Genomic DNA, 24,672 nt, shown 5'->3' with positions numbered 1-24,672 from the left:
CGCTGAGCCTAGGCCGCCGGAGGCACCGGCCGCAGCCCGGACGTACGCGAGGGTATTTCGCATTTACCGCCGGACAGTTAGCGTGCACACGTGGCCATCGAAAGCGACAAACTTCGCGAGCGCCTGGATCGGGCGACCGCCCACCTCGACCCGCCCTACGCCGTGGTCGACCTCACCGCCTTCGACGCCAATTCGGCCGCGCTGGCCGATCGCGCCGCCGGTAAACCGGTCCGCCTGGCCAGCAAGTCGGTCCGCAGCCGGGAGTTGATCAGTCGCGCCCTCGCCCGGCCCGGCTGGCGGGGCGTGATGGCGTTCACCCTCCCCGAGGCGATCTGGCTGGTCCGCTCCGGCATCAGCGACGACGTGCTGCTCGCGTACCCGAGCGTGGACCGGGCGGCACTCGCCGAACTCGGCGCCGACCCGGCGCTCGCCGCCGCGATCACTCTGATGATCGACGGCACCGGCCAACTCGACCTGATCGACGACGTCCGCGCCCCCGGGCAACGTGCCGAACTGCGCCTCTGCCTGGACCTGGACGCCTCCTGGCGACCGCTGCGCGGGGTGCACGTCGGCGTCCGCCGCTCGCCCGTGCACAGCGCGCGGGCGGCCGGCGCGCTCGCCGCCACCGTCGCCGACCGAGCCGGGTTCCGGCTGGTCGGGCTCATGTCGTACGAGGCGCAGATCGCCGGCCTGGGCGACGCGCCGCCGGGGCAGACGCTGCTGGCGGGCGCGATCAGGCTGGCCCAGCGCGGGTCGTACCGCGAGTTGCTGGCCCGCCGTGGCGCGGCGGTGGCCGCGGTACGCGAGCACGCCGACCTGGAGTTCGTCAACGGCGGCGGCACCGGCAGCGTGGCCGCGACCAGCGCCGATCCCGCGGTCACCGAGGTCACCGCGGGATCGGGCCTGTACGGGCCGACGCTGTTCGACGCGTACCGCGCCTGGCGGCCCACCCCGGCGGCGTTCTTCGCCTGCGCGGTGGTCCGCCGGCCGACGCCGGAGCTGGCCACGGTGCTCGGCGGCGGCTGGATCGCCTCCGGCCCGGCGGCCGACAGCCGGCTGCCCCGGCCGTGGCTGCCGGCCGGGCTCAAGCTGGTCGGCACCGAGGGCGCCGGCGAGGTGCAGACTCCGCTGTCCGGCGCGGCGGCGGCCACCCTGCGGGTCGGCGACCGGGTGTGGTTCCGCCACGCCAAGGCTGGTGAGCTGTGCGAACGGGTCAACGAGCTGCACCTGGTCGAGGGCGACGTGATCGCGGCGACCGTCCCCACCTACCGGGGTGAGGGGCAGGCCTTCCTCTGAGGCCCACGCCGGCTCAGGCCGGCTGGGCCGCCTCGGCCTGCCCGAGCGCGGACCGGTCGCTGTCCGGGCCGTCGACCTGGCGGTGCAGGTATTCCCGGATCAGTGCCTTCGCCTCCAGCAGCACCCGCTCGTCACCGTCGGACTTCCGCCGGAACGCGAGCTTGATCAGCGCGTCCGCCGCCTCGACCGCGATCTCCAGGACGAAACGGAGCTTCGGTACGTCGGTGAGCCCGAAACGCTCGGTGAGCACCTGGGCCAACTGGTCGGCGATCACGCCGTTGTTGTCCCGCTGCTCGTCGAGCAGGTGCAGGTCGACCACGTCGCCGAAGTGCAGGGTACGGAAGCCGGGGACGGTGCGGTGCATCGTGATGTATTCGTCGATCCCCGCGTCGACGCCATCCCACCAGTGGGTCATCTTGTCGGAGGCGAACCGCTCGTCGAGGCGTTGGAGGTAGGACTCCATCGTCCGCAGCGTCAGCGCCTGCACGATCGCCCGCTTGTCCGGGAAGAACTGGTAGACCGACCCGATCGCCACTTCGGCGCGCTCGGCGAGCAGGGTCGTGGTCAGCCCCTCGTACCCCACCTCGTCGACGAGCTCGGCGCAGGCATCCAACATGCGCTGGACCCGCGCGACACTTCGACCCTGCACCGGAACGCGGCGCAGCGGCCCGGTCGTGGCGGCTGGTGTGGACACTCGGCGCCACCCCCCTTCGACGGATGAACATATCTCCACGTCACGAGTCCGTGACTACCGGTACAACGAGCGGATCGCAATTGCGGTATTTACCAGGCACAACGTTCCTGATATGAAGTCACTTCATATTCATGAATGAGGAGTGCGCATGGTCGTCACCGCACCGCTCGCCGCTGGATGGTCCAACTGGGCCGGCAACCAGCGTGGCAGCGCCACCGCGATCCTGCGCCCCGGCTCGCCGACAGATGTCGTAGAAGCCGTCCGGTCGGCCGCAGCCGACGGCGCCCGGATCCGCGTGACCGGCAGCGGCCACTCGTTCACCGCCGTCGCGCTCGCCGACGACCGCCGGATGGACCTGTCCGAGTTGGACACCATGGTCAGCGTCGACGTCGCGAACCTGCTGGTCACCGTGCCGGCAGGAATGACCCTGCACGCGCTCAACGGCCTGCTCGCCCGCCATGGCCTCGCGCTGCCCAATCTCGGCGACATCGACGCGCAGACGGTGGCCGGGGCGATCTCCACGGGCACCCACGGTACCGGAGCCGGCTACGGGTGTCTGTCCACCTTCGTCGAGGCGATCACCCTGGTCACCGGCACCGGCGAGGTGCTGCGCTGCTCCGCCGACGACAATTCCGACGTGCTCGCCGCCGCCCGGGTGTCACTCGGCGCGCTCGGCGTCCTGGTCGAGGTCACCCTGCGCTGCGTGGACGCCTTCGTGCTGCACGCACACGAACGTCCCGCCGAACTGGCCGACGTCCTCGGCGACCTGCCCGCGCTGATCGGCTCACACGACCACGTCGAGTTCTACTGGTTCCCCTACACCTCGCGGGTGCAGGTCAAGACCAACGACCGGGTACCGGCGAACGACCGGCCACTGCCCCGCTGGCGCGGCTGGCTGGACGACGACTTCCTGGCCAACAGGGTCTTCGCCGGCGCCTGCCGACTCGGCCGGGCCGTGCCCGCGCTCGCCCCGGGCATCAGCGCGGTCTCCGCCCGCGCCCTCACCGAACGCCAGTACACGGGCCGCTCCGACCGGGTCTTCTGCACCCCGCGCCGGGTCCGCTTCGTGGAGATGGAGTACGGCCTGCCCCGCGAGGCGCTACCCGAGGCGCTCGCCGCGCTCCAGCGGATCGTGGACGGCCTGCCGTTCAAGGTGCTCTTCCCGGTGGAGGTGCGCTTCACCGCCGCCGACGACATCTGGCTCTCGCACGGCTACGGGCGGGACAACGCCTACATCGCCGTGCACCAGTACGTCGGGATGCCCTACGAGCCGTACTTCCGGGCCTTCGAGAAGGTGGCCGCCGGGCTGGGTGGCCGCCCGCACTGGGGCAAGCTGCACTATCGCGACGCCGCCTCGCTGGCCACGGCCTACCCCCGCTTCACCGACTTCCAGGCCATCCGCGACCGCCTCGACCCCGACCGCATCTTCACCAACCCCCACCTAACCCACGTCCTCGGCGCCTGACGGAGGGCCTGTTCCGTAGATCTTGGAAGGAAAGCGCCCTTCCAGGGGCGCGTTTCTTCCAAGATCTTCATCCTTCCCATCCCGCCGCCCGCAGTGCCGCAAGGATTTGACGGAGGACCTCGTCCGAGTTGGCGCGGATCGCCCAGGCCGGGAAGCGCAGGACTCGGTCACCGTCGACCCAGAGATCGTTCTGCCGGCGCATGTCCGCCCACCAGGCGCGGGGATCGAGGTGCTGCCCGCCGTCGATCTCGATGTGCACCCGCCACTGCTCGAAGTAGGCGTCCAGGTAACGGCGTCGCCCGGCCGAGTCACAACGGACCTTCTGGCGCGTCGGTTCGGGTAGTCCCGCGCGACGGATCAGGCTCAGGAAGTCCAGCTCCGGCAACGAGTGAGACCCACCCGCCGCGTCCGCCGCCGTGCTCAGAATCAGTTGGCGACGGCGGACCCGGGGCAGCCGGTCGACGATCCGGTGCAGGTCGTCGGCGGCCACGAGCCGTTGTTGGAATGCGGCGACGACGATCGCCCGCGCCTCCTGGTCAGCGCCGGCCCACTGGGCTGCGTCGACGATCGAACGGGCCGGCATGGTCCTGCGGGGTTGCCCGACGGCCAGGACATCCCGGTCGGTCAACGTGACTGTCCGGTGCGCCAGCACGCCCGGAGGCAGCGATCCGCGCCGGCGGGCGGCGGGAAGTAGCACGTGAACCGGTCGACCCGGGAACCCTCGAAGCCCTCCGGCCTGTGCGGCGGTCAGACCACCGAGGATCGCCTGCGGTCCCGCGGCGAGGACGGCCACCCAGCGGAGTTGGCCGGCGCTGACCGGCCCGTTGTGCGCGAGCAGCACGGCTCGGTGGACCTGTCGCCACCTGCCGGTGGCCAACCGATGCCGGATGGCCTTGGGCGACAGGTGCCGCCTCGCCTGGGCGAGGCTCAACACGTCCTCCTGATGGAAGAGCAGCCAGCTCAGCTCGTCCGCGTCGTCATGCGGCAGCCGCCGAGCCCAGGCAGCGGGCGACGAAGTCCTCCGAAGACTCATGACCACCAAGTCTCCCGATCGCCAACCCCGCTGGCAGCCCCTGTGGACAACGACGAGATCTTGGAGGGAAACGGCCCTTGGAGGGGCACGTTCCTTCCAAGATCTCGTGGACCACTGTCACTCCGTGCTGGACGCGGCCTTGCGGGGGGTTGCCTTCTTGGCCGGGGTCTTCTTCGCCGCGGTGCTGGCCTTGGCCGTCGTGGTCTTCTTCGCGGCCGTGGACTTGCTGGCCGCTGCCGTCTTCTTCGCCGCCGTGGCCTTCTTCGCGGGGGCCTTCTTCGCCGCCGCCTTCTTCCGCGGCGCCGGACCCTTCGCCCGCTTCTCCGCAAGCATCTCGGACGCTTCCTCGATGGTCAGCGCCTCCGGGGTCTGCGCGCGCCGCAGCGACGCGTTGACCTCGCCGTCGGTGACGTACGGGCCGAACCGACCGTCCTTGATCACCAGCGGCTTCTCGGTGGCCGGGTCCACGCCCATCTCGCGCAGCGGCGGCGCCGCCGCCCGCCGTCCACGGGCCTTCGGGGCGGCCAGCAGCGCCAGCGCCTCGTCCAGGCCCACCGTGAACATCTGGTCCTCGGACTCCAGCGAGCGGAACTCCTCGCCCCGCTTCACGTACGGGCCGTAGCGGCCGTTGTTGGCGAAGACCTCGACGCCGTCCGGCGCGACACCGACCAGCCGGGGCAGGCTGAGCAGCTTGAGCGCCTCCTCCAGGGTGAGGGAGTCCGGGGTCTGCGTCCGCAGCAGCGAGGACTTCCGCTCACCGCTGGACACGTACGGGCCGAACCGGCCGGACTTGAGCACGATCGGCTCGCCGGTCGCCGGGTCGTCGCCGAGCTTGCGCTCGCCGCTGCCGCCGAGGTACAGCTCGTGCACCTTCTCCGGGGTCAGCTCGTCCGGGGCCAGGCCCTCCGGGATCGGCGCCCGGTCACCCTGGGTGCCACCCTCCTCGCCCTCACCCGAGGCGGCGGCCGACTGTTCGCCGCCGGGCAGCTCCCGTTGCAGGTACGGGCCGTACCGGCCGACCCGGACGACGACCTCGCGGCCCTCGTCGTCGGTGAAGAGCGGGATGGAGTTGACGCTGCGGGCGTCGATGTCGCTCAGGTTCTCGGTGACCAGCTTCTTCAGCCCACCGGAACGGGCGATGTCCTGGTCACCGGCGCCGTTGGAGCTGCCGAAGTAGAACGCGGTGAGGAAGTCGACGGCGGCGTGGTCACCGCCGGCGATCTCGTCAAGCTCGTTTTCCATCGTGGCGGTGAAGTCGTAGTCGATCAGGCGCGGGTAGTGCCGCTCCATCAGCCCGATCACCGCGAACGCCAGGAAGGTCGGGATCATCGCCTGCCCGCGCTTGGTGACGTACCCCCGGTCCTGGATCGTCTGCATGATCGACGCGTAGGTGGACGGACGGCCGATGCCCAGCTCTTCCAGGGCCTTCACCAGCGACGCTTCGGTGTAGCGCGACGGCGGCTGGGTGTGGTGGCCCTGCGCGGCCAGCTCGTCGGCGGTCAGCGGCTGGTCCTTGACCAGGGTGGGCAGCCGGCGCTCGGCGTCCTCGGCCTCGGCGTTCTCGTCGTCGCTGGACTCCACGTACGCCCGCAGGAAGCCCGGGTCCGTGATGGTCTTGCCGGTCGCGCCGAAGTCGGCCTCCTCGGAGGAGGTGGAGACCGCCCGGATGCGCACCGACACGCTGGAGCCGACCGCGTCGGTCATCTGCGAGGCGATGGTCCGCCGCCAGATCAGCTCGTAGAGCTTGAACTCCTCGGCGGACAGCTCCTTGGCGACCTCGCCCGGGGTGCGGAAGTTGTCCCCCGCCGGGCGGATCGCCTCGTGCGCCTCCTGCGCGTTCTTCACCTTGCCGGTGTAGCGGCGCGGCTCCGGCGGAACGCTGCGCTCGCCGTACAACTCGACGATCTGCCGACGGGCCGCCGAGATGGCGGTCTCCGACAGGTTGACCGAGTCGGTACGCATATAGGTGATGTAGCCGTTCTCGTAGAGCCGCTGCGCGGTGCGCATCGTCTGCTGCGAGGACAGGCGCAGCTTGCGGGCCGCCTCCTGCTGGAGGGTCGACGTGATGAACGGCGCGTACGGGCGGCGACGGTAGGGCTTCTCCTCGACCCGGGTGACGGTGAACGGCCGCCCGTCGAGTCGGGCCGCGAGACCCCGGGCACCACTCTCGTCGAGGTGGACGACCCCGGCGCCGGGCTTCACCCGACCGGTGGTCGGCTCGAAGTCCTTACCGGTGGCGATCCGGTCGCCGTTCAGGGCGATCAGGGTGGCGTTGAACGCGCGTGGGCCCTCGCCGGCGTTCGTCACGGCGAGGGTGGCCAGGATGTCCCAGTATTCGGCGGTGCGGAAGGCCATCCGCTGCCGCTCCCGCTCGACCACGATGCGGGTCGCCACGGACTGCACCCGGCCGGCCGAGAGCCTCGGCATGACCTTCTTCCACAGCACCGGGGAGACCTCGTAGCCGTAGAGCCGGTCGAGGATCCGCCGCGCCTCCTGGGCGTCGACCAGGTCGCGGTCGATCTCCCGGGGGTTGGCCACGGCCGCCTGGATCGCCGGCTTGGTGATCTCGTGGAAGACCATCCGCTTGACCGGGACCTTGGGCTTGAGCGTCTCGACCAGGTGCCAGGCGATCGCCTCGCCCTCGCGGTCCTCATCCGTCGCCAGGAAGATCTCGTCGACCTCCTTGGCCAGCTTGATCAGCTTGCTGATCTGCTGCTTGCGGTCGGCGGAGACGACGTAGAGCGCGTGGAAGCCGTTGTCCACGTCCACCCCGAGCCGGGCCCAGGGCTCCTTCTTGTATTTGGCCGGCACGTCGGCGGCGTTGCGCGGCAGGTCGCGGACGTGACCGAAGCTGGCCTCCACGACGTACCCCGGGCCGAGGTAGCCCGAGATCGTCTTGGCCTTCGCCGGTGACTCGACGATGACCAGACGGGTGGTTCCAGCTTCGCTTGGCACGTCTCTCCCCGACCTCACTCCTGCTCGTGGCCTGCCGGCGCCCGGACAGCGACCGCCTTCGACCCCGCCGTCACACCGGCGGTCCGGATGTCCAACGTAACGCGCCGCAAGCGTTTCGGGTTTCGCGGGCGGCAAACCGCCACCGCGCGACGGTCACCTCTCGCCCCGCCGCGCTCGGCACTGCCGGACGGCGCCACCGTACACCGTGGGTAGGGCTCGAAGAGGGTCACTGTGACGATGGCGGGCCCACGACCAGGGGCCAACCCGCCCGTTTTCCGCCCTGATGTCCCCGCCAGCTGTCCACCACCGGACAGACGCCCGCCCCGCCGCGGATCAGGTCGGCCAGGCACCGGCCGGCGCCGCCCGGGGCGGGCGGCCGACCAGCTCGGCGAGCCGGGCCAGCCGGCGGCGGCCGGTGATCTGGTACGCCGGATCGCCCTCACCCGGACTGAGCAGCGTGCCGGCCAGCCCGGCCGCGGCGAGCGCGACCCCGATCGGCTCCCAGCACTCCCGGTCGTCCGCGCCGACCCGCAACAGGAAGCCATCGGGTGGCTCCGGCGTCCCGGCGGCGGCGAGCCACAGCCGCAGCCGCCGGCCGGTCAGGTGGAAGGTGGCCGGCGGGCGTTTCGCCGTACCGTGCAGCCAGGCCGCCGCGAGCGGCTTCAAGACCCGGGTGTACGACGTACGCACGGCGTGTCGCTCGCCCTCGGTCGGCTCCCAGCTCGCCGCCAGCCCCCGCGACGCCAGTTCGGCGACGAGCACGTGCACCCGCCACGCGGCGTCCACCTGCACCGAGAGCCGGGCGGTGCCGCCCATGCGGACCACCTCGCCCGGCCCGGCGAGCAGCCCGGCGAGGTCGGCGACCGTCGGCTCGGCCGCCTCCGCGCCGAAGAAGACAAGTTGCCGACCCGCCTCGGCGCCCTGGCTCGGCTCCCGCCTCGGCGGGGAGGGCTGAGCTGGGCCGCCGCGCCGTCGCGCCGGTGCGGGTACGGGCGCGTCGGACTCGGGGGCGGGGAACAGCGCCGATGGCTCCGCCGGGGTGTCGTCGAGCCCGCTCAGCGACACTCCGGCACCTCGTCGAAGGCTTTTTTCAGCTCCTCGGAGTTGAGCTTGCTGGTGTCCAGCGCGCTGGCGTCGTACTCCGTGTTGAGGGTCGCCACGGCGGCCCGGACGCCGTCGTAGAAGGCCGTCGGCTCGCCGGTGCCCAACCCGTCGATGGTGTCCCGGGCGCGGCCGTAGGCGTCCCGCATCTTCCCCAGTGAGCTGCGGAAACCGGCGGAGATGGCCTCGCCGTTGTCGGTCTCCGGGATGCCCGCCCGCTCCACCTTGCGGCGCGCGGCCTCACTTGCCTGCTCCGCCCCGCCGAAGAGCCGCACCAGGTTCTCCTTGGCCTGCGCCGGCGTGGTCTGCGCGGTCATCTGCTCGTCCGTACTACTGGTCAGCTTGCTGATCTCGGAGCGCCATGGGGCGAGCGCGCCGCAGACCGACGCCGCCCAGGCCCTGGGGCTGGGGCCGCCGCCGCAGCCGGCGAGGACGACGACGATCGTGGCCAGGACCACCGTGAGCTTTCCGGCGGCAGACGCCTGGCACGTACGCATGCGTTGCAGCGTACGGCCTTCGGGTAGGTGTGGCACCGGGCCGGACGGCCGGGGTCCCCGGTCGACGCGGACGTCGACCGGGGAGCCCGTGCCGGTGCCGGATCAGGCGTTGATCGTCTCCGGCCGGTGGTCGGAGCTGCCCGCGCCGGTGCTGCCATCGGCGTCGGAGCTGTCCATCGCGATGCCCTTGCGCTTGCTGAACACCACCGACGCCACGATGATCAGCGTCGCGACCAGCGCGATGCCGACCCGCAGGCCGACGTTGCGGTCGTCGCCGACGCTGTACGCCACCACGGCGGGCGCGATCAGCAGCGAGACCAGGTTCATCACCTTGATCAGCGGGTTGATCGCCGGGCCTGCGGTGTCCTTGAACGGGTCGCCGACGGTGTCACCGATGACGGTCGCGGCGTGCGACTCGGAGCCCTTGCCGCCGTACGCGCCGTCCTCGACCAGCTTCTTGGCGTTGTCCCACGCGCCACCGGAGTTGGCCAGGAAGACCGCCATCAGGGTGCCCGCCCCGATCGCCCCGGCCAGGTACGCGGCGAGCGCGCCGGGCCCGAGGCCGAAGCCGACCGCGATCGGCGCCAGGATGGCCAGCAGACCGGGGGTCATCAGCTCGCGCTGCGCGTCCCGGGTGCAGATGTCGACGACCTTGCCGTACTCCGGGCGCTGGGTGCGGTCCATGATGCCGGGCAGCTCACGGAACTGCCGGCGGACCTCCATAACGACGGCGCCCGCCGAGCGGGACACCGCGTTGATGGCCAGCCCGGAGAAGAGGAAGACGACCGCCGCACCGATGATCAGGCCGACCAGGTTGCGCGGGTTGGCCACGTTCAGCGAGTTGAGGATCTCCAACCCGACGTCGCCCACGCCCGCGTCCGCGTACGCGGCCTTCAGCGAGTCGGTGTACGAGCCGAACAGCGCGGTCGCGGCGAGCACCGCCGTGGCGATCGCGATGCCCTTGGTGATCGCCTTCGTGGTGTTGCCGACCGCGTCCAGCTCGGTGAGCGTCCGGGCACCGTGCTCGTCGATGTCGCCGGACATCTCCGCGATGCCCTGGGCGTTGTCGGAGATCGGCCCGAAGGTGTCCATCGCGACGATGACGCCGACAGTGGTGAGCAGGCCGGTGCCGGCCAGCGCCACCGCGAACAGCGACAGCGTGATGGAGCTGCCGCCGAGCAGGAACGCGCCGAAGACGCCGGCGCCGATGAGCAGCGCCGAGTAGACCGCCGACTCCAGACCGATGCTGATGCCGGCCAGGATGACTGTCGCCGCACCGGTCTGCGAGCTCTTGCCGATGTCCTGCACCGGACGCCTGTTGGTCTCGGTGAAGTAGCCGGTCAGGGCCTGGATCGCGGCGGCCAGCACGATGCCGATCACCACCGCGCCGATGGCCACGAACCGCGGGTTGCCGCCGGCGTCGGTGAGGCCGGCGTCGAACTCGCCGAACGTCGCCGGCAGGTAGGCGTAGGCGGCGATCGCCACCAGCACGGCCGACAGCACCGCCGAGATGTAGAAGGCCCGGTTGATCGCGGTCAGCGCGTTGCGGTCGGAGGCGCGCAGCCGGGTGATGAAGACTCCGATGATCGCGACCAGGACGCCGATGGTGGAGATGATCAGCGGGAAGACCAGGCCCTCCTCGCCGAACGCGGCGCGGCCGAGGATCAGCGCGGCGACGAGCGTCACCGCGTACGACTCGAACAGGTCCGCGGCCATGCCGGCGCAGTCGCCGACGTTGTCGCCCACGTTGTCGGCGATGGTGGCGGCGTTACGCGGGTCGTCCTCGGGGATGCCCTGCTCGACCTTGCCGACCAGGTCGGCGCCGACGTCGGCGGCCTTGGTGAAGATGCCGCCGCCGACCCGCATGAACATCGCGAGCAGCGCGGCGCCGAAGCCGAAGCCCTCCAGCACGGTCGGCGCGTCACCCCGGTAGACCAGGACGACGAGCGCGGCGCCGAAGAGGCCGAGGCCGACGGTGAGGAAGCCGACCACACCACCGGTGCGGAAGGCGATCTTCATGGCCGCCTCGCGGCCACCTTCCCGCTCCCTCGCGGCGGCGGCGACGCGCAGGTTGGCGCGGGTGGCCAACCACATGCCCGCCCCGCCGATGAACGCGCTGAACAGGGCGCCCACCACGAAGAAGGCCGAGCGGCCGATCTTCACCGCGACCTCGCTGCCGTCGGTGTCGTGCACCGGCAGCAGGAAGAGCAGCACCACGGCGATGACGACGAAGATCGCCAGGGTACGGAACTGGCGGAGCAGGTAGGCCGAGGCGCCCTCCTGGACCGCCGCCGAGATCTCCTGCATGTTCGTGGTGCCCTTGCCGGCGGCGAGCACCGTCTTGGTAAGGGCGGCGGCGAAGGCGAGCGCCACGAGCGCGATCACCGCGGCGATGACGACGTATGTGACATTGCTTCCGGTAAGGGAAAGCCCGCCGCCGTCGGCGGCCAAGGTCTCGGACATCTGTGTCCTCCTGTTACCGAACAATCGCGCCGGTGAGTGGAGACGCACCGACCGACGCCTGGATGCGGACTTCGCAAGCGAGCGCCAACCCCGGCGGACCAGCGATGACCACCCATACCCGCTGGCTGCGGGATGGATCACTTGCTGACAACCCGGGTACTGTAGCCCTCCGCAGTGTCGGAGGTCACACGCAGGTGCCACCGTGTCGCGATGATCTCCGTCGCTGTGTTATGAATCGAAATCTGATATAGGGCACGGTCCATGAAACAAAAAAGGGCCGCACCCCCATCGGGATGCGGCCCACGAAACGGTTTTGGGTCAGCGGCCGACCGGCCACACCATCCGCACCTCGGTGCCGATGCCCTCGTCGACCGGGCGCACCTGCAGGTCCTCGACGAAACCGGCGAGCAGCGCGAACCCGACGCCGGTGGTCAGCGCCTCGTCGGTAAGCGACTCGTTCGCCAACTCGTCCGGGGGCAGCGCGGTCAGGCCGATGCCCGCCTCGATCGGCGCCCGGTCCACCACCCGCACCGCGTACGAACCGCCGTCGGACATCTCCACGAGCACCGGGTCGGCCAGGCCGTACTGCCGGTGCAGGGCCACCGCGCGGGTGCACGCCTCACCGATGGCCAGGCGTACCTCGTCCAGCAGGTCCTCCCGGACCCCGGCGCGCCGTGCGACGGCGACGCCGACCAGCCGGGCGGTGCGCACGTGCACCGGGGCGGGGGAGAACGAGAGCTTGACGGTCGCCATCACGCGCCGGCGCCCGCCGGGTCGGCGCTGATCGCCGCGTCGACCGTCGGGTGCAACGGGAACACCTGGTCCAGTGCGGTGATCCGGAAGATCTTGAGCAGCGGCTCCTTGTCGCAGACCAGGGCGAACGAACCGCCGGCCGACCGGAGCCGCTTGAGCGCGCCGACGAGCACACCCAGCCCGGTGGAGTCGAGGAAGTCCACCCGGTCGAGGTCGACGACCACGTGTCGGGCGCCACCATCGATCAACTCGAGGAGTCGTTCGCGGAGCCGGGGCGCGGTGTAGACGTCCACCTCACCACCGACCTCGAGCACCGTGTGCTCACCCTCGGTGCGGGTAGCCAGCGACAGCTCCATCGGTCCTCCTCGCCAGAGCCGTAAACTCTCGTGGGCATCTAACCACTACCGCCGGTGCGGCCTGCGGACGCCAGCGGAGGCTTCCCCTTACCCCCGGGCCCGACTTTTCATCTCCGAACACCAGTGCGAGAGTGCAGGGCGTGACCTCCAACGACTTCAGCTCGGCGCGGCACACGCCGCGCCATGACCTGGAGTCGTCGCCCGCGGCCACCGTATCCGCTGGTCCCGGCCCCGGGCCAACGCCGGCCGACCTGCTGCGCCGACTCCGCGCCCGGGGCGCCGGTGACCCGGTCACCCACGTCGAGCGGGTGCCGGCCCGCGCCGGGGTGCCCGCTCCGTGGCCGTCGTGGGCGCCGGCGGAACTGCGCGCGGCGTTCGCCAAGCGCGGCGTGGTCGCGCCCTGGCAGCACCAGGCCGAGGCCGCCAACCTGGCGTACGAGGGTCAGCACGTGATCGTCGCCACCGGCACCGCGTCCGGCAAGTCACTCGCGTACCAGATGCCGGCCCTGTCCACCCTGCGCGCCGACCCCCGGGCCACGGTGCTCTACCTGGCGCCGACAAAGGCCCTCGCCGCCGACCAGTTGCGCGCCGTCGCCGCGCTGGAACTGGAGGGGGTACGCCCCGCCTGCTACGACGGGGACACTCCGCGCGCCGAGCGGGAGTGGATCCGCCGGCACTCCCGGTTCGTGCTGACCAACCCCGACATGCTGCACCACGGCATCCTGCCCGGTCATGCCCAGTGGTCCGGTTTCCTGCGCCGACTCGCGTACGTGGTGATCGACGAGTGCCACACCTACCGAGGCGTGTTCGGCTCGCACGTGGCGCACGTGCTCCGGCGGCTCCGTCGGCAGTGCGCCCGGTTCGGGGCCACCCCGGTCTTCGTCCTCGCCTCGGCGACCTCCGGCGACCCGGCGACCGCGGCCGGGCGGCTGACCGGCCTGCCGGTGACGGCGGTCACCGAGGACGCGTCGCCGCGCGGCGGGGTGACCTTCGCGCTCTGGGAGCCGCCGCTGCTGCCACCCGACACCGGCACCGGTTCCCCGGTGCCCCCGCAGGCGACAGGTGAGCACGACGACCTCCACCAGGTCCGCCGGTCGGCGCTGCGCGAGACCGCGGACCTGCTCGCCGACACGGTCGCCGAGGGGGTACGCACCCTCGCGTTCGTCCGTTCCCGCAAGGGCGCCGAGGTGGTGGCGGCCAACGCACGCCGGTCACTCGACGACGCGGTGCCGGGGCTCGGCGACCGGGTGGCCGCCTACCGGGGCGGCTACCTGCGTGAGGAGCGGCGCGAGCTGGAACGGGCACTGCTGCACGGCGACCTGCTCGGCCTGGCCTCTACGAACGCGCTCGAACTGGGTGTGGACCTGATCGGGCTGGACGCGGTGCTGATCTGCGGCTACCCCGGCACCCGGGCGTCGCTGTGGCAGCAGGCGGGCCGCGCCGGCCGTTCCGGACAGGAAGCCCTCGCCGTGCTGGTGGCCCGGGACGACCCACTGGACACCTATCTGGTGCACCACCCGGAGGCGATCTTCGGCGCCCCCGTGGAGGCGACGGTGCTCGACCCCGCCAACCCGTACGTGCTGGCACCGCAACTCGCCTGCGCCGCCGCGGAGGCACCACTCACCCCGGCCGACCTGGTGCTCTTCGGCGACGGGGCGAAGGAGGCCGTCGACCAACTCGTCGCCGCCGGGGCGCTGCGGCAGCGGCCCACCGGCTGGTACTGGCGACACCGGGAGCGGCCCGAGGTGGACCTACGCGGCGAGGGCGGCGCCCCGGTCTGCGTGGTGGAGTCGTCGACCGGCCGGCTGCTCGGCACTGTCGACGGCGGCTCCTCGCACTTCCTGCTCCACCCCGGCGCGGTCTATCTGCACCAGGGCGTCTCGTACGTGGTCGACGACCTCGACCTCGCCGACGGGTGCGCGCTCGTGCACGTCGAGGAGCCGGACTGGTCCACCCACGCCCGGGACGTCACCGACCTGTCCGTGGTGTCGGTGCGTTCCTACGTGGACGCCGGGCCGGTCGGCATGTTCCTCGGCGAGGTGGACGTGACAAGTCAGGTCGTGTCGTACCAGCGGCGACGGATCGCCACCGGCGAGGTGATCGACACCCGGCCACTCGACCTGCCCGCCCGGGAGCTGCGCACGGTGGCGGTCTGGTTCACCCTGTCGCCGCGGTCGTTGACTCTCGCCGGGGTGCAGCCCGCCGACGTGCCGGGTGCGCTGCACGCCGCCGAACACGCCGCGATCGGCCTGCTGCCGCTGATGGCCACCTGCGACAGGTGGGACATCGGCGGGCTCTCCACCGCCGTGCATCCGGACACCGAGGCGCCGACCGTCTTCGTCTACGACGGGCATCCGGGTGGCGCGGGGTTCGCCGAGCGGGCGTACGGGACGGCGTCGGCGTGGCTGCGGGCCACCCGGGACGCGATCGCGGAGTGTGGTTGCGAGACCGGCTGCCCGTCCTGCGTGCAGTCGCCGAAGTGTGGCAACGGCAACAATCCGCTCTCCAAGCCGGATGCGATCCGGGTGCTCGACGTGGTGTTGGCGAACCTGCCCGGCTGAGCGGGTTGCATGAATCGGCATGGCACTGGGCACAATGTGTGGGAGCGCTTCCATCGATCTCTTTGTTGCTGATCGCCCCCCGTGCCCGAGGAGGAGCCGTGGCCGACACCATCGCCGAGACCGTCGATCTGCTCTATACCATCGACCAGGATCAACTCACCCTCGACCAGCAGATCGCGCTCGGGGCCGCGCTGGCCACCCTGGCTCAGGCCGAACGCCTGGAGCAGATCAACGAACGGCTGCGCGTCATCCACCAGGTCCTCAACACCTGGGCGCTGCGCGCCGCGACCACCACCGACGGGCGCTGACCACCCCTTTCACCAGCACGGGCAACGGGATGCTGGCGTAGTCGTCCGACGGCCCCCGGCGGCTACCCAGCATCGTGCGATCGTCGATGGCAAGGAGCGCGACAGTTGTCGGGCTGTGCGAGACTCCGGCGGACCCAACCCCCTGAGGAGCTCAGATGCAGTTCGACACCTTGCAGAGCCAGCACCAGTTCCACGTCCGTCAACGACTGCGCATGATGGTCAACCAGTACGAGGTCCGGGCGGTCGCTCCGGACGGCACCGAGGGTGAGCTGATCGCGTTCGCGCAGCAGAAGCGGCTCGCCTTCAAGGAGCAGGTGACGATCTACACGGACGACTCGAAGCAGCAGCCCCTGCTCGGTTTCAAGGCCCGCCAGCGCATCGACCTCGGCGCCACGTACGACGTCACCGACGCCGCCGGCAACGCGATCGGCCTGTTCCGCAAGGACTTCGCCCAGTCCCTGCTCCGGTCCACGTGGCACGTCGAGCAGGCCGGCCTGCCGCAGGTGACGGGCCAGGAGCGCAGCCTGCCGGTGGCTCTGCTGCGCCGGTTCGTCGACTCGCTGTCGTGGCTGCCGTACCACTTCGACTTCACCGCCGGCGGCCAGCCGGTCTTCACCGTCGTCAAGAAGTGGGGCCTGCGCGACAAGTACATCGTCGAGGTGCAGCAGCCGCAGATCGACCGCCGCCTGGTCATCGCCATGGCCGTCGCCCTCGACGCGCTCCAGGCTCGCTGACCCGTCCGGCCCACCCGCTGCTCGGCCGCTGACCGGGACAAGGCCCTGCGCCCTGGTCCCGGCCAGCAGGCCGTCCGGCAGCCACCGCGATGTCCGCCGGTGCGCCGAGCGGCCGGCCCGCGGCCCCGTCCGCAGGCGCGGCCCCCAGCCGCAATCGTCATCAACCGCGCACGGGGCCGGCGCGGGCCGTCGATGTGGCGACCCAGGTCAGCCCGGGAAGTGGCGTGAACGCCACCTCGACGGTCACCAGCACGTCCAGTCCGTCCAGGCGGCAGTCGACCGTCCGGCCAGCGTTGCGGCTGGCGATGTCGGCCGCGAGCGCGCAGGCCATCGCCGCACCGTCGAGCGGGTGGGCTGCTGCCGCCAGCGCGCCGAGATCGGCTGCCACCGCCGCCCGCTGATCCGCTAGCTGAGCTGCGGCGATGGCGGCGCCGAACGTGCCGAACAGCAGAAAGACCAGGCCGATCGCCAGCACCAGGACGGTCGCACCACCGCGCTGCGCGTCCGGCGGGCCGTCGTCGGGGCGCGCGGAGTCGGGGTTGTGAGTCCGTCGCACCGTCAACTCCTCTCGGCAGCGCCGGGCTCCACGGCTGCGACCGCGGTGGCCACGACGGTGATCCGGGGGAGCCGGCCGCCCAGCGCCCGGACGGGCGCACGTACCGTCGTCCGCACCTGGTTGCCGTCGACGGACACCGACACCTCCGCTCCCGGCGGTGCCGCACGCTCGCCTTCGGCACTGCCGTCCGCGCCGCGAGCGGCGGCCAGCGCGGCTTCCCGGGCCGCGTGCAGGCAGCCCGCCTGGGCGCTGACGGCATTGACGGCGGTGAGGCCGGTCAGCAGGAGCAGGAGCAGCGCCGGCAGGCCGGCCGCCAGTTCGGCGGTGAACGACCCTCGGTCCCCGTCGGCGGCCCGCTCGACGGCGCGGACTCTCCACCCGCCGAGCGCTCGCTCGGGAATGCCTGGCCTCCGACCGCGGCCAGCCTGCCGGCGCCCGATCACTTCAGCGCCCGGTCGATGACGGCGGTCAGCGCCGACTGGACGTTGCCGGAGGTCAGCACCTTCAACAGGATCCCGGCGAAGGCGACCGCGGCGAGTGTCCCGACGGCGTACTCGGCCGTGTTCATACCGGCGTCGCCGCGCAGGCGGGCGATGAGTTTGCGCATGGCTGTTTCCCTTCTCGATGGGTCAGAGCACGTCGCCGAGGACGGCGACGATCACCGGCACCAGGCCGGCGAGAATGAACGCCGGCAGGAAGCAGAGCCCCAGCGGCAGGACGATGAGCACACCCGCCCGACGGGCGGACGCCTCGGCAGCGGTGGCCCGGTCGGCACGTAGGTCGTCGGCGAGCCGGGTCAGCGCGCCGGCCAGGGCCGCGCCGCTGTTCGACGAGCGCAACGCCGCTGCGGCCAACCGCTCGGCGCCGGGCACCCCGTCCAGCGCCGACCACGCCTCCGATGGGCTACCGCCGAGCAGCAACGTGCGGCCGGCGCGGGCCAGCCGCGCGCTGAGTGGTCCGTCCAGAGCCTCGGCGACGGCCAGCACCGAGCGATCCACCGGAGCGCCCGCCCGCATCGCGGCGGCCAGCAGGTCGACGGCGAGCGGTAGGTCGACGGCCTCCTGCAGCCGCCGCCGGCGCACGCCCGGTGACTCGATCCGCCGCAGCAGAAAATCCAACAGGAACGCGGTGGGGACCGCACCGAGCAACCCCAGCCAGCCCTCGGCGACCACGGCGACGGCGAGCCCGCCCAGCGCCGCGGCGAGGCGGATCGCGTCCGGCCGCCGCCCAGCGGCTGGGCTGCGTCGGCTCGCCGGACTTCGCGACATCATCCGACCCGCCCCGGCGTCGCGCCCAGCCGTTCCGTCCAGAGGAGGCCCACGACCTGCAGGGCGACCGCGACGACCGCACAGACTCCGCCGACGCCGCTGTGCAGCAGCACCGCCACCGGGTCGACGCCAATCCCGTAGCCGAGCAGGATCCCGCCCACCGGCAACGCGGCCAACAACCAGGCCGTGGCCCGGGCACCTGCCGCCTGGGCCGCCGCGGCAGCCAGGCCCCGGTCGGTCGCCCGAGCGTCGGCCTCGATCCGCTCGACGAGTTCCGCCAGCGGCGCGCCCGTCCGGTCGGCCAGTCGCACCGCTGCTGCCGTCAGCTGACGCAGCCGGTCGGACCCGTCCCACCGATCGGTGGCGGCCTCGAGCGCGTGCTGCACGGGCAGGCCGGCCCGGAGGTCCGCCGCGAGGCCACACAGTTGGTCCAGTCCGCGTCGCCGCCTTCGCTCGGCACCCCGGTTCACTCGCCAGCGCAACACGGCCCGCCCGGCCAGTGCGGCGTACCCGCCCAACGCGACCGCCGCGACCGGACCGCCGACCACCGCACCCACGCCACCGGCCAGCAGGCCGACCAGCGGCAGCGCCCGCCTCGACGACCGTGGAATCCCTGTCCGCCCAGCCACGGTCGGGGCATCGGTCGACTCGACGAGCCGGTCGGCCCGGCGAACGGCACCCCCGCCTCCCCCGGCCGTCACCGTGCTGCCCGGACTGTCCGCCGTGGCGCCCCACCCAACTGTCGTCACCGCACCGGGGGCGTCGTCCCGGCGGTCCGCCCCCACGTCGCCGTCGATCGTCATCTCGGCCACGGATGTGCCACCCCGTCCTTCGGCATCCGGGAGCCTGGACTCGTACCCGGTGGTGGCGGCCGGGCGGCGGGGATCCCGACGGGTCGGCGGACGTGTGGGGCCCACGGGGCGGGCGGATCCCACCGACCCGCCCGTCGCCCCGGGCCAACCCGTGCCGCCGGTGACGTCCCGGCTGGGCCAGCCGAGCGCGGTCGGCCTGCCGCTGCGACCCGCTGTGGTCCACGGCCGGCACGGAATGCCGATCGCGTCACCCGGAATCGGTGGGTCGTCGGGCCCGTCGATCGGCCCGTCCGGCGTGCGGCCGAGTTCCCGAATCCACTCCAGAAGCGCGTCGTTGGGATCGGCGCCGCCACTCCCCCGTCCCGTCGTCAGCACCCGTCGTCGGCGCGCGCGGATGCTGCGCACGGGCCACGCCACCAGGGCCGCGGCGACCAGCAACAGCGCCGCCACCAGCATCGTCGGCCCGGTCATGCCGGACCTGCCGATCCGGGCCACGGCTCGCTGAGGATCGGCGGCACCGCCACCCCGCGCTGCCGGAGCAGCGCACCCAGTGCGCGGGCGGCCATCCCGAGGCCACTGCCGCGTACCCAGGCGGGCACCACCGTCACCAACCGATCCGGTCCGTCGGGCAGGAGCAGGCAGATCGACTCCAGGACGCGCCCCTGGTCGCCACGCCGCACCTGGAACAACACCTGCAACGCGGCGGCCACCTGGGCGTGCAGTGCGGCGCGCGGCAGCCCACCCAGCATGCCCAGCGCCTCCAGCCGGGCCGGAACGTCGGACGGGGAGTTGGCGTGCAAGGTGCCCGCGCCCCCGTCGTGGCCGGTGTTGAGCGCCGCGAGCAAATCGACCACCTCACCGCCCCGGCACTCCCCGACCACCAGGCGGTCCGGACGCATCCGCAACGCCTGCCGGACCAGGTCGCCGAGGCTGACCGCGCCCGAACCCTCCACATTGGCGGTACGCGCCTGGAGCCCGACCACGTGCGGGTGCCCCGGACGCAGCTCGGCGGCGTCTTCCACAAGCACGATCCGCTCGGTGGCGGGAACCATCCCCAACAGCGTGTTGAGCAGGGTCGTCTTGCCCGACCCCGTGCCCCCGGTGACCAGGTACGCCAGGCGGGCAGCCACGACGGCGGCGAGCAGCGGTGCCACCGGTCGCGGCACGGTCCCGTGGCGGACCAGCTCGTCGAGAGTGAACGGCCGGTGTCGGAAGGTCCGCAGGGACAGGTAGGGGCCCTCGGTCGCCACCGGCGGCAGCACGGCGTGCAGTCGGGTGCCGTCGGGGAGCCGGGCGTCCGCGTACGGGGAACCGTCGTCGAGCCGCCGGCCGGCGCTGGCGATCAGACGCTGCGCCAACCGACGGACGTCCTCGATCGAGCCGAACGGGACCGCGACCTGCTGCAACCCCGCACCACGGTCGACCCAGACGCGGGTCCCGTTGACGAGGACGTCGGTGACCTCCGGGTCGGCGAGCAGAGGGGCCAGCGGCCCGGCGCCGACGAGGTCGTCGTGCACCCGGTCGGCTATCCGCAGCACGGCGTTGTCGCCGAGCACCGCGGCGGTTGGCTCGGCCCGTACGGCGGAGACGATCGCCGCCGCGGTGACCGGGGTGGTGGCGGCGGCGATCCGCTGCCGCACCCGGGCGGCGAGGGTGCCGTCCTGCGGCCGGCCGGTCATGCCGCACCCGTCGCCGGGACACCGGTCAGGTCGGTGACGATCCGCTGGCAGAGTGCGGCCAGCGGGCCTTTCCCCGCAGCAGCAGGCGCCTCGCCTCGTTCCAGCCCACGGCACAGACCCGGCTCGGGGCGCAGCGCGCCAGCCAGCGGCAGGCCAAGGGCCCGTGCCACCTCGGTGGCGCGTAGTCGACCCGGAGCGGGCCCGCGCACCACCACCGAGAGCGCGGCGCAGTGCGGGGCAGCCGCGGCCACCACGCGAGCGGCCGCGGCGGTGGCACGCAACTCGGCGGGGACGACGACGAACGCCTGGTCCGCCGCCTGCAACGCCACCACCGCGGCGTCGTCCAACTGTCGAGGCACGTCGACGACCACGAAGTCCCGACCACGCCGAGCGGCGTCGACGGTCGCCGCCATCGCCGCCGCTGGCAACGCCAGCATCTCGCCGCGATCCCAGGACAGCACCACCAGATCACCCCTGTTGGGCAGGGCCTGCACCAACGCCGGGGCGTCCACTCGCCCGTCGGCGCTGGTGAGCGACGGCCAGCGCAGTCCCTCCAACTGCTCCCAGCCCAACACCAGGTCGAGGCCGCCCCCGAGCGGATCCGCGTCGACGAGCAGCGTGCGCAACCGGGACCGAGCGGCAGTCACGGCGAGGCCACCAGCGAGCACGCTCGCCCCGGCACCGCCCCGACCGCCGAGCACCGCGACGATCCGGGCGCCGGCCTCGCCGGGGCGGTCCGCGCCCTGCTCGGCGAATCGATCCACCAACCACGGCTCGGCGGTGGGCAGCATGGCGATGTGCTCGGCCCCGATCAGCTCGGCAATCTGCCAACCGGGGTCGAGCTGACCGGCTCGGCCGACGAGCACCAGCCGGGGCCGCTGTGGCAACCGGGCACGCAGACACGACTGGGCCTGGTCGGCGCCGAGCAACACAAGCGGAGCTGGCTGCCAGCGAGTACGGGCGGCCGCCGGGTCGCGGGCGAGCTCCACCTCGGCCCCGCCGGCGGCGGCGAGTCGGAGCAGATCATCGAGCAGATCGTGGTCGCCGGTGACCACCAGCGGAAGCCGGCGGATCGGCGGAACCGAGGTACGGGATGGCATCGCGGCCTCCAGCGGTCGGGCTCTGGTATGCCGCCGACCCTGCTCGGAAACCGCCCCGCAAGCCGCCCCGACCACGTCACCTGTGGACAACCACGCGGGCTGTGGACAACGCCCGCCGCGCCAGTTGATCTGCTACGCGCGCGGCCTGTCCGTCACCGCACGAGCTGCTCGGCAACGCAAACGAGGCCGCTCCCTTTTCGGGAGCGGCCCGTCGACGTGGTCGATGCGGATGGATGATCGTCTGGCACGGACGGACCCGCGCCGGCGGCAGCGAGCCGACCTCCGACGCCGACCCGGCAGATGTCGAGATCCAGGCGACGGCGACGTGGTCAGCCCGACGCTCATATGTTCAGCGGGCCGCCGTTACGCAGGGCGTCATCCTTGATCGCGATGAGATTCGCGGACACGTACGAAATGTTGTGCGTCTTGTGCCATTCGCTCGGAAAATACGTGACCAGACGCGACGTCTGGAAGCGGCACTTGATTTCGGGTACGTACCGAGAATAGTTGGCGTCCGTGAAGTACCAGAACGAGTTTTCGTTGTAGAACGCCACATGCGTCGGGTCCTGGTAGGCACCTCGGCCGTCCGAGCTGGGCGTCAGCGACAACAGCATCCCGTTCGGTGCGAGCAACCGGTAGAGCTCATTGAACAGCGCGATCTTGTCCGGGATGTGCTCCAGGAAGTCGACGGCCCGAATGACTCCGACGCTACCGTCCGGTAGATCGACTCCCTTGGTAATGTCGCAGATCATGTCGACGCTCGACCCGTCGTGGTAATCCAGACCGAGATAGCCTTCCGGCTTGTTGTGGGCGGCCCCCAGATCCAGCGCCAGGAGCCCCTGTCGCCGTGACCAGGCCAAGGCGTTCTGCTGAATGTTCCGGTCGTAGATCTCCACCGTACGCTGCTGGATGCGGGCGTTGACATCCGGAATGCGCTGCGTGTTCTTGGCATGCATGCGTTGCAGGTAGAGGCATTTCTGGATGTGATGGAACTCGCTCACCTGATACATCCGAGCCATGAGGTCGGCATCGTCCGCGACATCGAGCGACTCGTCGTATCCGCCGACCTTCTCGTAGATGTCCCGGCGGAAGGCGCGCACGTGGTTCGGTGCGTACCAGATGTAGCTCACGTTGTGGGGTGTCGGCGGCAACGCCCGACAGACCAGCACCTCGCGGCCGTCGACCTTCTCGTCGTAGTGCCGCCAGCCGAACGAACTCGAGAAACGGTCTTCACAGCGGCCGCCGTCCTCCTGGATCTGCGCGGTGTCGCTGTAGACGAACCCCACCTCCGGGTTGGCGTCGAAGGCGTCGACGATCTCTTGCAGACAGTCGCTGCTGAGCAGGTCGTCGTCGTCAAGCTCGACCAGTATGTCCCCGGCGGCCTCAGCGCAGGCGTACCCCTTCACGGCGCCAACGCCGTCCAGATTGTCCTGGACGACGAGCCGAATCCGATCGTCGTGCCTCTCTGGCCGCCAACGAGACCCCTGGTTGAGAATGACCACCCATTCCCAATCGGTGAAAGTTTGCGCAGCCAGCGAGCGGAAGCATTCGTCGATGAAACGGGTACGGTTGCTTCCCGTGAATACCGTCACGCGCGGTGTGTGCATTGAACCACTCACCTACCCGCCGGAGTCGAGGACCGAGCGGTCGGGGCCGCGCGGTACTTTGCCGGAACGGAAGAGGTGAGCCCCTTGTCCAGTCGGACCGCGGCCTTGAAGGCGTCCCGCGCCGCCCGGTCGTCGCCGGTCTGGGACAGCAGAATACCCAACCGAAGGTATGCGGTTGACGACTTGTTGTCGATCGACACCACCTTGCGGTAGATGTCGATCGAACTGGTCGGAGCTTTGCCTTCCAGCGCGATCGCCTTGTTGAAAAGGGCGGGCTTGTAGTTGCCGTCGGCCGCCAATGCCTTGTCGTAGTTGTTGACCGCCTCGTCGGGCTGGTTACGCGACTGGGCGATGAAGCCCAAATTGAACCACGCGAACTTGTTGTCGGCCTCGGTCGCCAACACCTTCTCGAAGGTGGTCTTCGCCGCCTCGAAGTTGCCGGCCTGACCCTGCTCGACCCCGAGCTTCAACAGGTCCGCCGGAGCGGTCCCGGCGGAGGCATCGACCTTCGCCTTGTCGCTGTCGCCCGAGTTGCTCGTCTGCGGCTTCTCGGCAGGTTTCTCACTGCATGCCGCGACTCCGGTCAACAGGACCGCACCACAGGCAAGTGATCCGAAAATCTGACGCGTACTCATTTTTCCTCCGTGACGGTAACGGGGCGGCCCGACTCGCTGTTCGGCCGGTCGGAATTGCTACTGTTGGCCGCCGCCCGGCCCGACGGGCTGCCGGCCTGACCGAACGGCACCGGCGCGCCGAGTTCAATGCAGGACACCCAGATGTCCGCGCCCCCGCCGGTGAACGTGAACTGATAACCGCTTGTCGAAAGCGGCTGGATCAGCACTGGGTTTACGCCCGCGCCGGAAAGTTGGTATCCGGTTCCGACGGCGATGTCTCCGGGATCGCAGCCGAAGTTCACCGGAGTGTCCGCGATCACGGTCAGCGGGCCCTGAATGTAGGCGCCCTGGATTCCGTTACCCGCTAGTCCCTGTGCGCCCTGGGCGCCAGTGGCACCCTGCGGTCCTGCTACGCCCTGGAAACCCTGAGCGCCCTGAGTGCCCGTGTCGCCCTGGGCACCCTGGATCCCCTGGGCACCTGTCGCGCCCTGCGCACCTTGGGTGCCCGCGTCGCCCTGGGCACCCTGGGCTCCCTGAGCGCCTTGGAAACCCTGGGCGCCAATCCCGCCTTGAGCGCCGGTGTCGCCCTGAGGCCCTTGCGCACCCTGCAAGCCCTGGGCACCTGTGATGCCCTGAACTCCCTGCGCGCCTTGAGCGCCAGTATCACCCTGCGCACCCTGGAAACCCTGAAATCCCTGCGCACCCGCGTTGCCCTGCGCACCCTGGGCACCGGTGTTGCCCTGCGCACCTTGAGCGCCCTGAGCGCCGGCATCGCCCTGCACGCCCTGCAGACCTTGAGCGCCCTGGACCCCGGCGTCGC

At 71.4% G+C, this 24,672-nt stretch carries 24 protein-coding genes; 6 read left to right on the top strand and 18 right to left on the bottom strand.

Annotation, left to right across the window (positions count from 1 at the left end; translation table 11 throughout):
- The first annotated feature begins 90 nt into the window (after positions 1–90).
- Entirely contained in the window at positions 91–1,296 is a 1,206-nt protein-coding gene (locus ACGFH8_RS09995) for an amino acid deaminase/aldolase (protein WP_393365707.1), read from the top strand.
- A 13-nt stretch (positions 1,297–1,309) separates the two neighbouring features.
- Here ACGFH8_RS09995 and ACGFH8_RS09990 read toward each other — a convergent pair whose 3' ends face one another.
- The gene (locus ACGFH8_RS09990) at positions 1,310–1,912 is read right to left on the bottom strand and encodes a TetR/AcrR family transcriptional regulator (protein WP_357812038.1); all 603 of its coding nucleotides are present in this window, start codon (positions 1,910–1,912) and stop codon (positions 1,310–1,312) included.
- A gap of 226 nt (positions 1,913–2,138) precedes the next feature.
- Here ACGFH8_RS09990 and ACGFH8_RS09985 point away from each other — a divergent pair, with 226 nt between their 5' ends.
- Positions 2,139–3,455, top strand: coding sequence for a D-arabinono-1,4-lactone oxidase (locus ACGFH8_RS09985; protein WP_393365705.1), 1,317 nt, complete (start codon positions 2,139–2,141; stop codon positions 3,453–3,455).
- A gap of 67 nt (positions 3,456–3,522) precedes the next feature.
- On the opposite strand, the gene ACGFH8_RS09980 is transcribed toward ACGFH8_RS09985, so the two are convergent.
- The 7 genes from ACGFH8_RS09980 to ACGFH8_RS09950 all read right to left on the bottom strand — a co-directional run bounded on the left by ACGFH8_RS09980 (position 3,523) and on the right by ACGFH8_RS09950 (position 12,613).
- A complete protein-coding gene (locus tag ACGFH8_RS09980; protein ID WP_393365704.1) occupies positions 3,523–4,488 on the bottom strand; it encodes a DUF559 domain-containing protein in 966 nt (321 codons plus the stop codon).
- Positions 4,489–4,605: 117 nt separating this feature from the next.
- Positions 4,606–7,443 carry a type I DNA topoisomerase gene (gene topA / locus ACGFH8_RS09975; protein WP_393365702.1) on the bottom strand — a complete coding sequence of 946 codons (2,838 nt, stop codon included), beginning with the start codon at positions 7,441–7,443 and terminating at the stop codon, positions 4,606–4,608.
- Positions 7,444–7,776: 333 nt separating this feature from the next.
- Entirely contained in the window at positions 7,777–8,508 is a 732-nt protein-coding gene (locus ACGFH8_RS09970) for a hypothetical protein (RefSeq protein WP_393365700.1), read from the bottom strand.
- On the bottom strand, positions 8,499–9,041 hold the full coding sequence (locus ACGFH8_RS09965) for a hypothetical protein (protein ID WP_393365698.1): 543 nt from the start codon (positions 9,039–9,041) through the stop codon (positions 8,499–8,501). The genes ACGFH8_RS09970 and ACGFH8_RS09965 overlap by 10 nt, the downstream gene beginning before the upstream one ends.
- 102 nt (positions 9,042–9,143) lie before the next feature.
- Positions 9,144–11,504: a sodium-translocating pyrophosphatase gene (locus tag ACGFH8_RS09960; RefSeq protein ID WP_393365696.1), complete on the bottom strand. Its 2,361-nt coding sequence runs from the start codon at positions 11,502–11,504 to the stop codon at positions 9,144–9,146.
- Positions 11,505–11,822: 318 nt separating this feature from the next.
- A complete protein-coding gene (locus tag ACGFH8_RS09955; protein ID WP_030334228.1) occupies positions 11,823–12,260 on the bottom strand; it encodes an ATP-binding protein in 438 nt (145 codons plus the stop codon).
- A complete protein-coding gene (locus tag ACGFH8_RS09950; RefSeq protein WP_357404550.1) occupies positions 12,257–12,613 on the bottom strand; it encodes an STAS domain-containing protein in 357 nt (118 codons plus the stop codon). Before ACGFH8_RS09950 ends, ACGFH8_RS09955 begins: the two co-directional genes overlap by 4 nt.
- A gap of 131 nt (positions 12,614–12,744) precedes the next feature.
- Between ACGFH8_RS09950 and ACGFH8_RS09945 the strand changes: the two genes are divergently transcribed.
- The 3 genes from ACGFH8_RS09945 to ACGFH8_RS09935 all read left to right on the top strand — a co-directional run bounded on the left by ACGFH8_RS09945 (position 12,745) and on the right by ACGFH8_RS09935 (position 16,216).
- Positions 12,745–15,174, top strand: a complete 2,430-nt coding sequence (locus tag ACGFH8_RS09945) for a DEAD/DEAH box helicase (protein WP_393365694.1) — start codon at positions 12,745–12,747, stop codon at positions 15,172–15,174.
- Between the two features lie 98 nt (positions 15,175–15,272).
- A complete protein-coding gene (locus tag ACGFH8_RS09940; RefSeq protein WP_393365692.1) occupies positions 15,273–15,482 on the top strand; it encodes a hypothetical protein in 210 nt (69 codons plus the stop codon).
- A 155-nt stretch (positions 15,483–15,637) separates the two neighbouring features.
- Entirely contained in the window at positions 15,638–16,216 is a 579-nt protein-coding gene (locus ACGFH8_RS09935) for a hypothetical protein (RefSeq protein WP_393365691.1), read from the top strand.
- 160 nt (positions 16,217–16,376) lie between these two features.
- Here ACGFH8_RS09935 and ACGFH8_RS09930 read toward each other — a convergent pair whose 3' ends face one another.
- The 10 genes from ACGFH8_RS09930 to ACGFH8_RS09885 all read right to left on the bottom strand — a co-directional run bounded on the left by ACGFH8_RS09930 (position 16,377) and on the right by ACGFH8_RS09885 (position 24,172).
- Positions 16,377–16,772 (bottom strand): Rv3654c family TadE-like protein, encoded by a 396-nt coding sequence (locus ACGFH8_RS09930; protein WP_393365689.1) that lies wholly within the window; start codon positions 16,770–16,772, stop codon positions 16,377–16,379.
- A 2-nt stretch (positions 16,773–16,774) separates the two neighbouring features.
- Positions 16,775–17,173, bottom strand: coding sequence for a TadE family type IV pilus minor pilin (locus ACGFH8_RS09925; protein ID WP_393367054.1), 399 nt, complete (start codon positions 17,171–17,173; stop codon positions 16,775–16,777).
- Positions 17,174–17,211: 38 nt separating this feature from the next.
- Positions 17,212–17,379 carry a DUF4244 domain-containing protein gene (locus ACGFH8_RS09920; protein ID WP_081883916.1) on the bottom strand — a complete coding sequence of 56 codons (168 nt, stop codon included), beginning with the start codon at positions 17,377–17,379 and terminating at the stop codon, positions 17,212–17,214.
- A 22-nt stretch (positions 17,380–17,401) separates the two neighbouring features.
- A complete protein-coding gene (locus ACGFH8_RS09915; protein ID WP_393365688.1) occupies positions 17,402–18,043 on the bottom strand; it encodes a type II secretion system F family protein in 642 nt (213 codons plus the stop codon).
- Positions 18,040–19,323, bottom strand: coding sequence for a hypothetical protein (locus ACGFH8_RS09910; protein WP_393365686.1), 1,284 nt, complete (start codon positions 19,321–19,323; stop codon positions 18,040–18,042). Before ACGFH8_RS09910 ends, ACGFH8_RS09915 begins: the two co-directional genes overlap by 4 nt.
- Positions 19,320–20,531, bottom strand: coding sequence for a TadA family conjugal transfer-associated ATPase (locus ACGFH8_RS09905; protein ID WP_393365685.1), 1,212 nt, complete (start codon positions 20,529–20,531; stop codon positions 19,320–19,322). The genes ACGFH8_RS09910 and ACGFH8_RS09905 overlap by 4 nt, the downstream gene beginning before the upstream one ends.
- On the bottom strand, positions 20,528–21,631 hold the full coding sequence (gene ssd / locus ACGFH8_RS09900; protein ID WP_393365683.1) for a septum site-determining protein Ssd: 1,104 nt from the start codon (positions 21,629–21,631) through the stop codon (positions 20,528–20,530). The genes ACGFH8_RS09905 and ssd overlap by 4 nt, the downstream gene beginning before the upstream one ends.
- Before the next feature lie 341 nt (positions 21,632–21,972).
- Positions 21,973–23,223 (bottom strand): glycosyltransferase, encoded by a 1,251-nt coding sequence (locus ACGFH8_RS09895; protein ID WP_393365681.1) that lies wholly within the window; start codon positions 23,221–23,223, stop codon positions 21,973–21,975.
- A gap of 23 nt (positions 23,224–23,246) precedes the next feature.
- Positions 23,247–23,873 (bottom strand): tetratricopeptide repeat protein, encoded by a 627-nt coding sequence (locus ACGFH8_RS09890; RefSeq protein ID WP_393365679.1) that lies wholly within the window; start codon positions 23,871–23,873, stop codon positions 23,247–23,249.
- Positions 23,870–24,172: a hypothetical protein gene (locus ACGFH8_RS09885; RefSeq protein WP_393365677.1), complete on the bottom strand. Its 303-nt coding sequence runs from the start codon at positions 24,170–24,172 to the stop codon at positions 23,870–23,872. Before ACGFH8_RS09885 ends, ACGFH8_RS09890 begins: the two co-directional genes overlap by 4 nt.
- A gap of 222 nt (positions 24,173–24,394) precedes the next feature.
- On the opposite strand from ACGFH8_RS09885, the gene ACGFH8_RS09880 reads away from it, so the two are divergent.
- Positions 24,395–24,672 (top strand): hypothetical protein (locus ACGFH8_RS09880; RefSeq protein WP_393365675.1); only part of this gene is annotated, 278 nt, incomplete at its 3' end.

Origin of the sequence: Micromonospora sp. NPDC049175 (assembly GCF_043197345.1) — a bacterium.
Classification (GTDB): domain Bacteria; phylum Actinomycetota; class Actinomycetes; order Mycobacteriales; family Micromonosporaceae; genus Micromonospora.
This window is presented reverse-complemented; position numbering and strand designations above follow the sequence as displayed.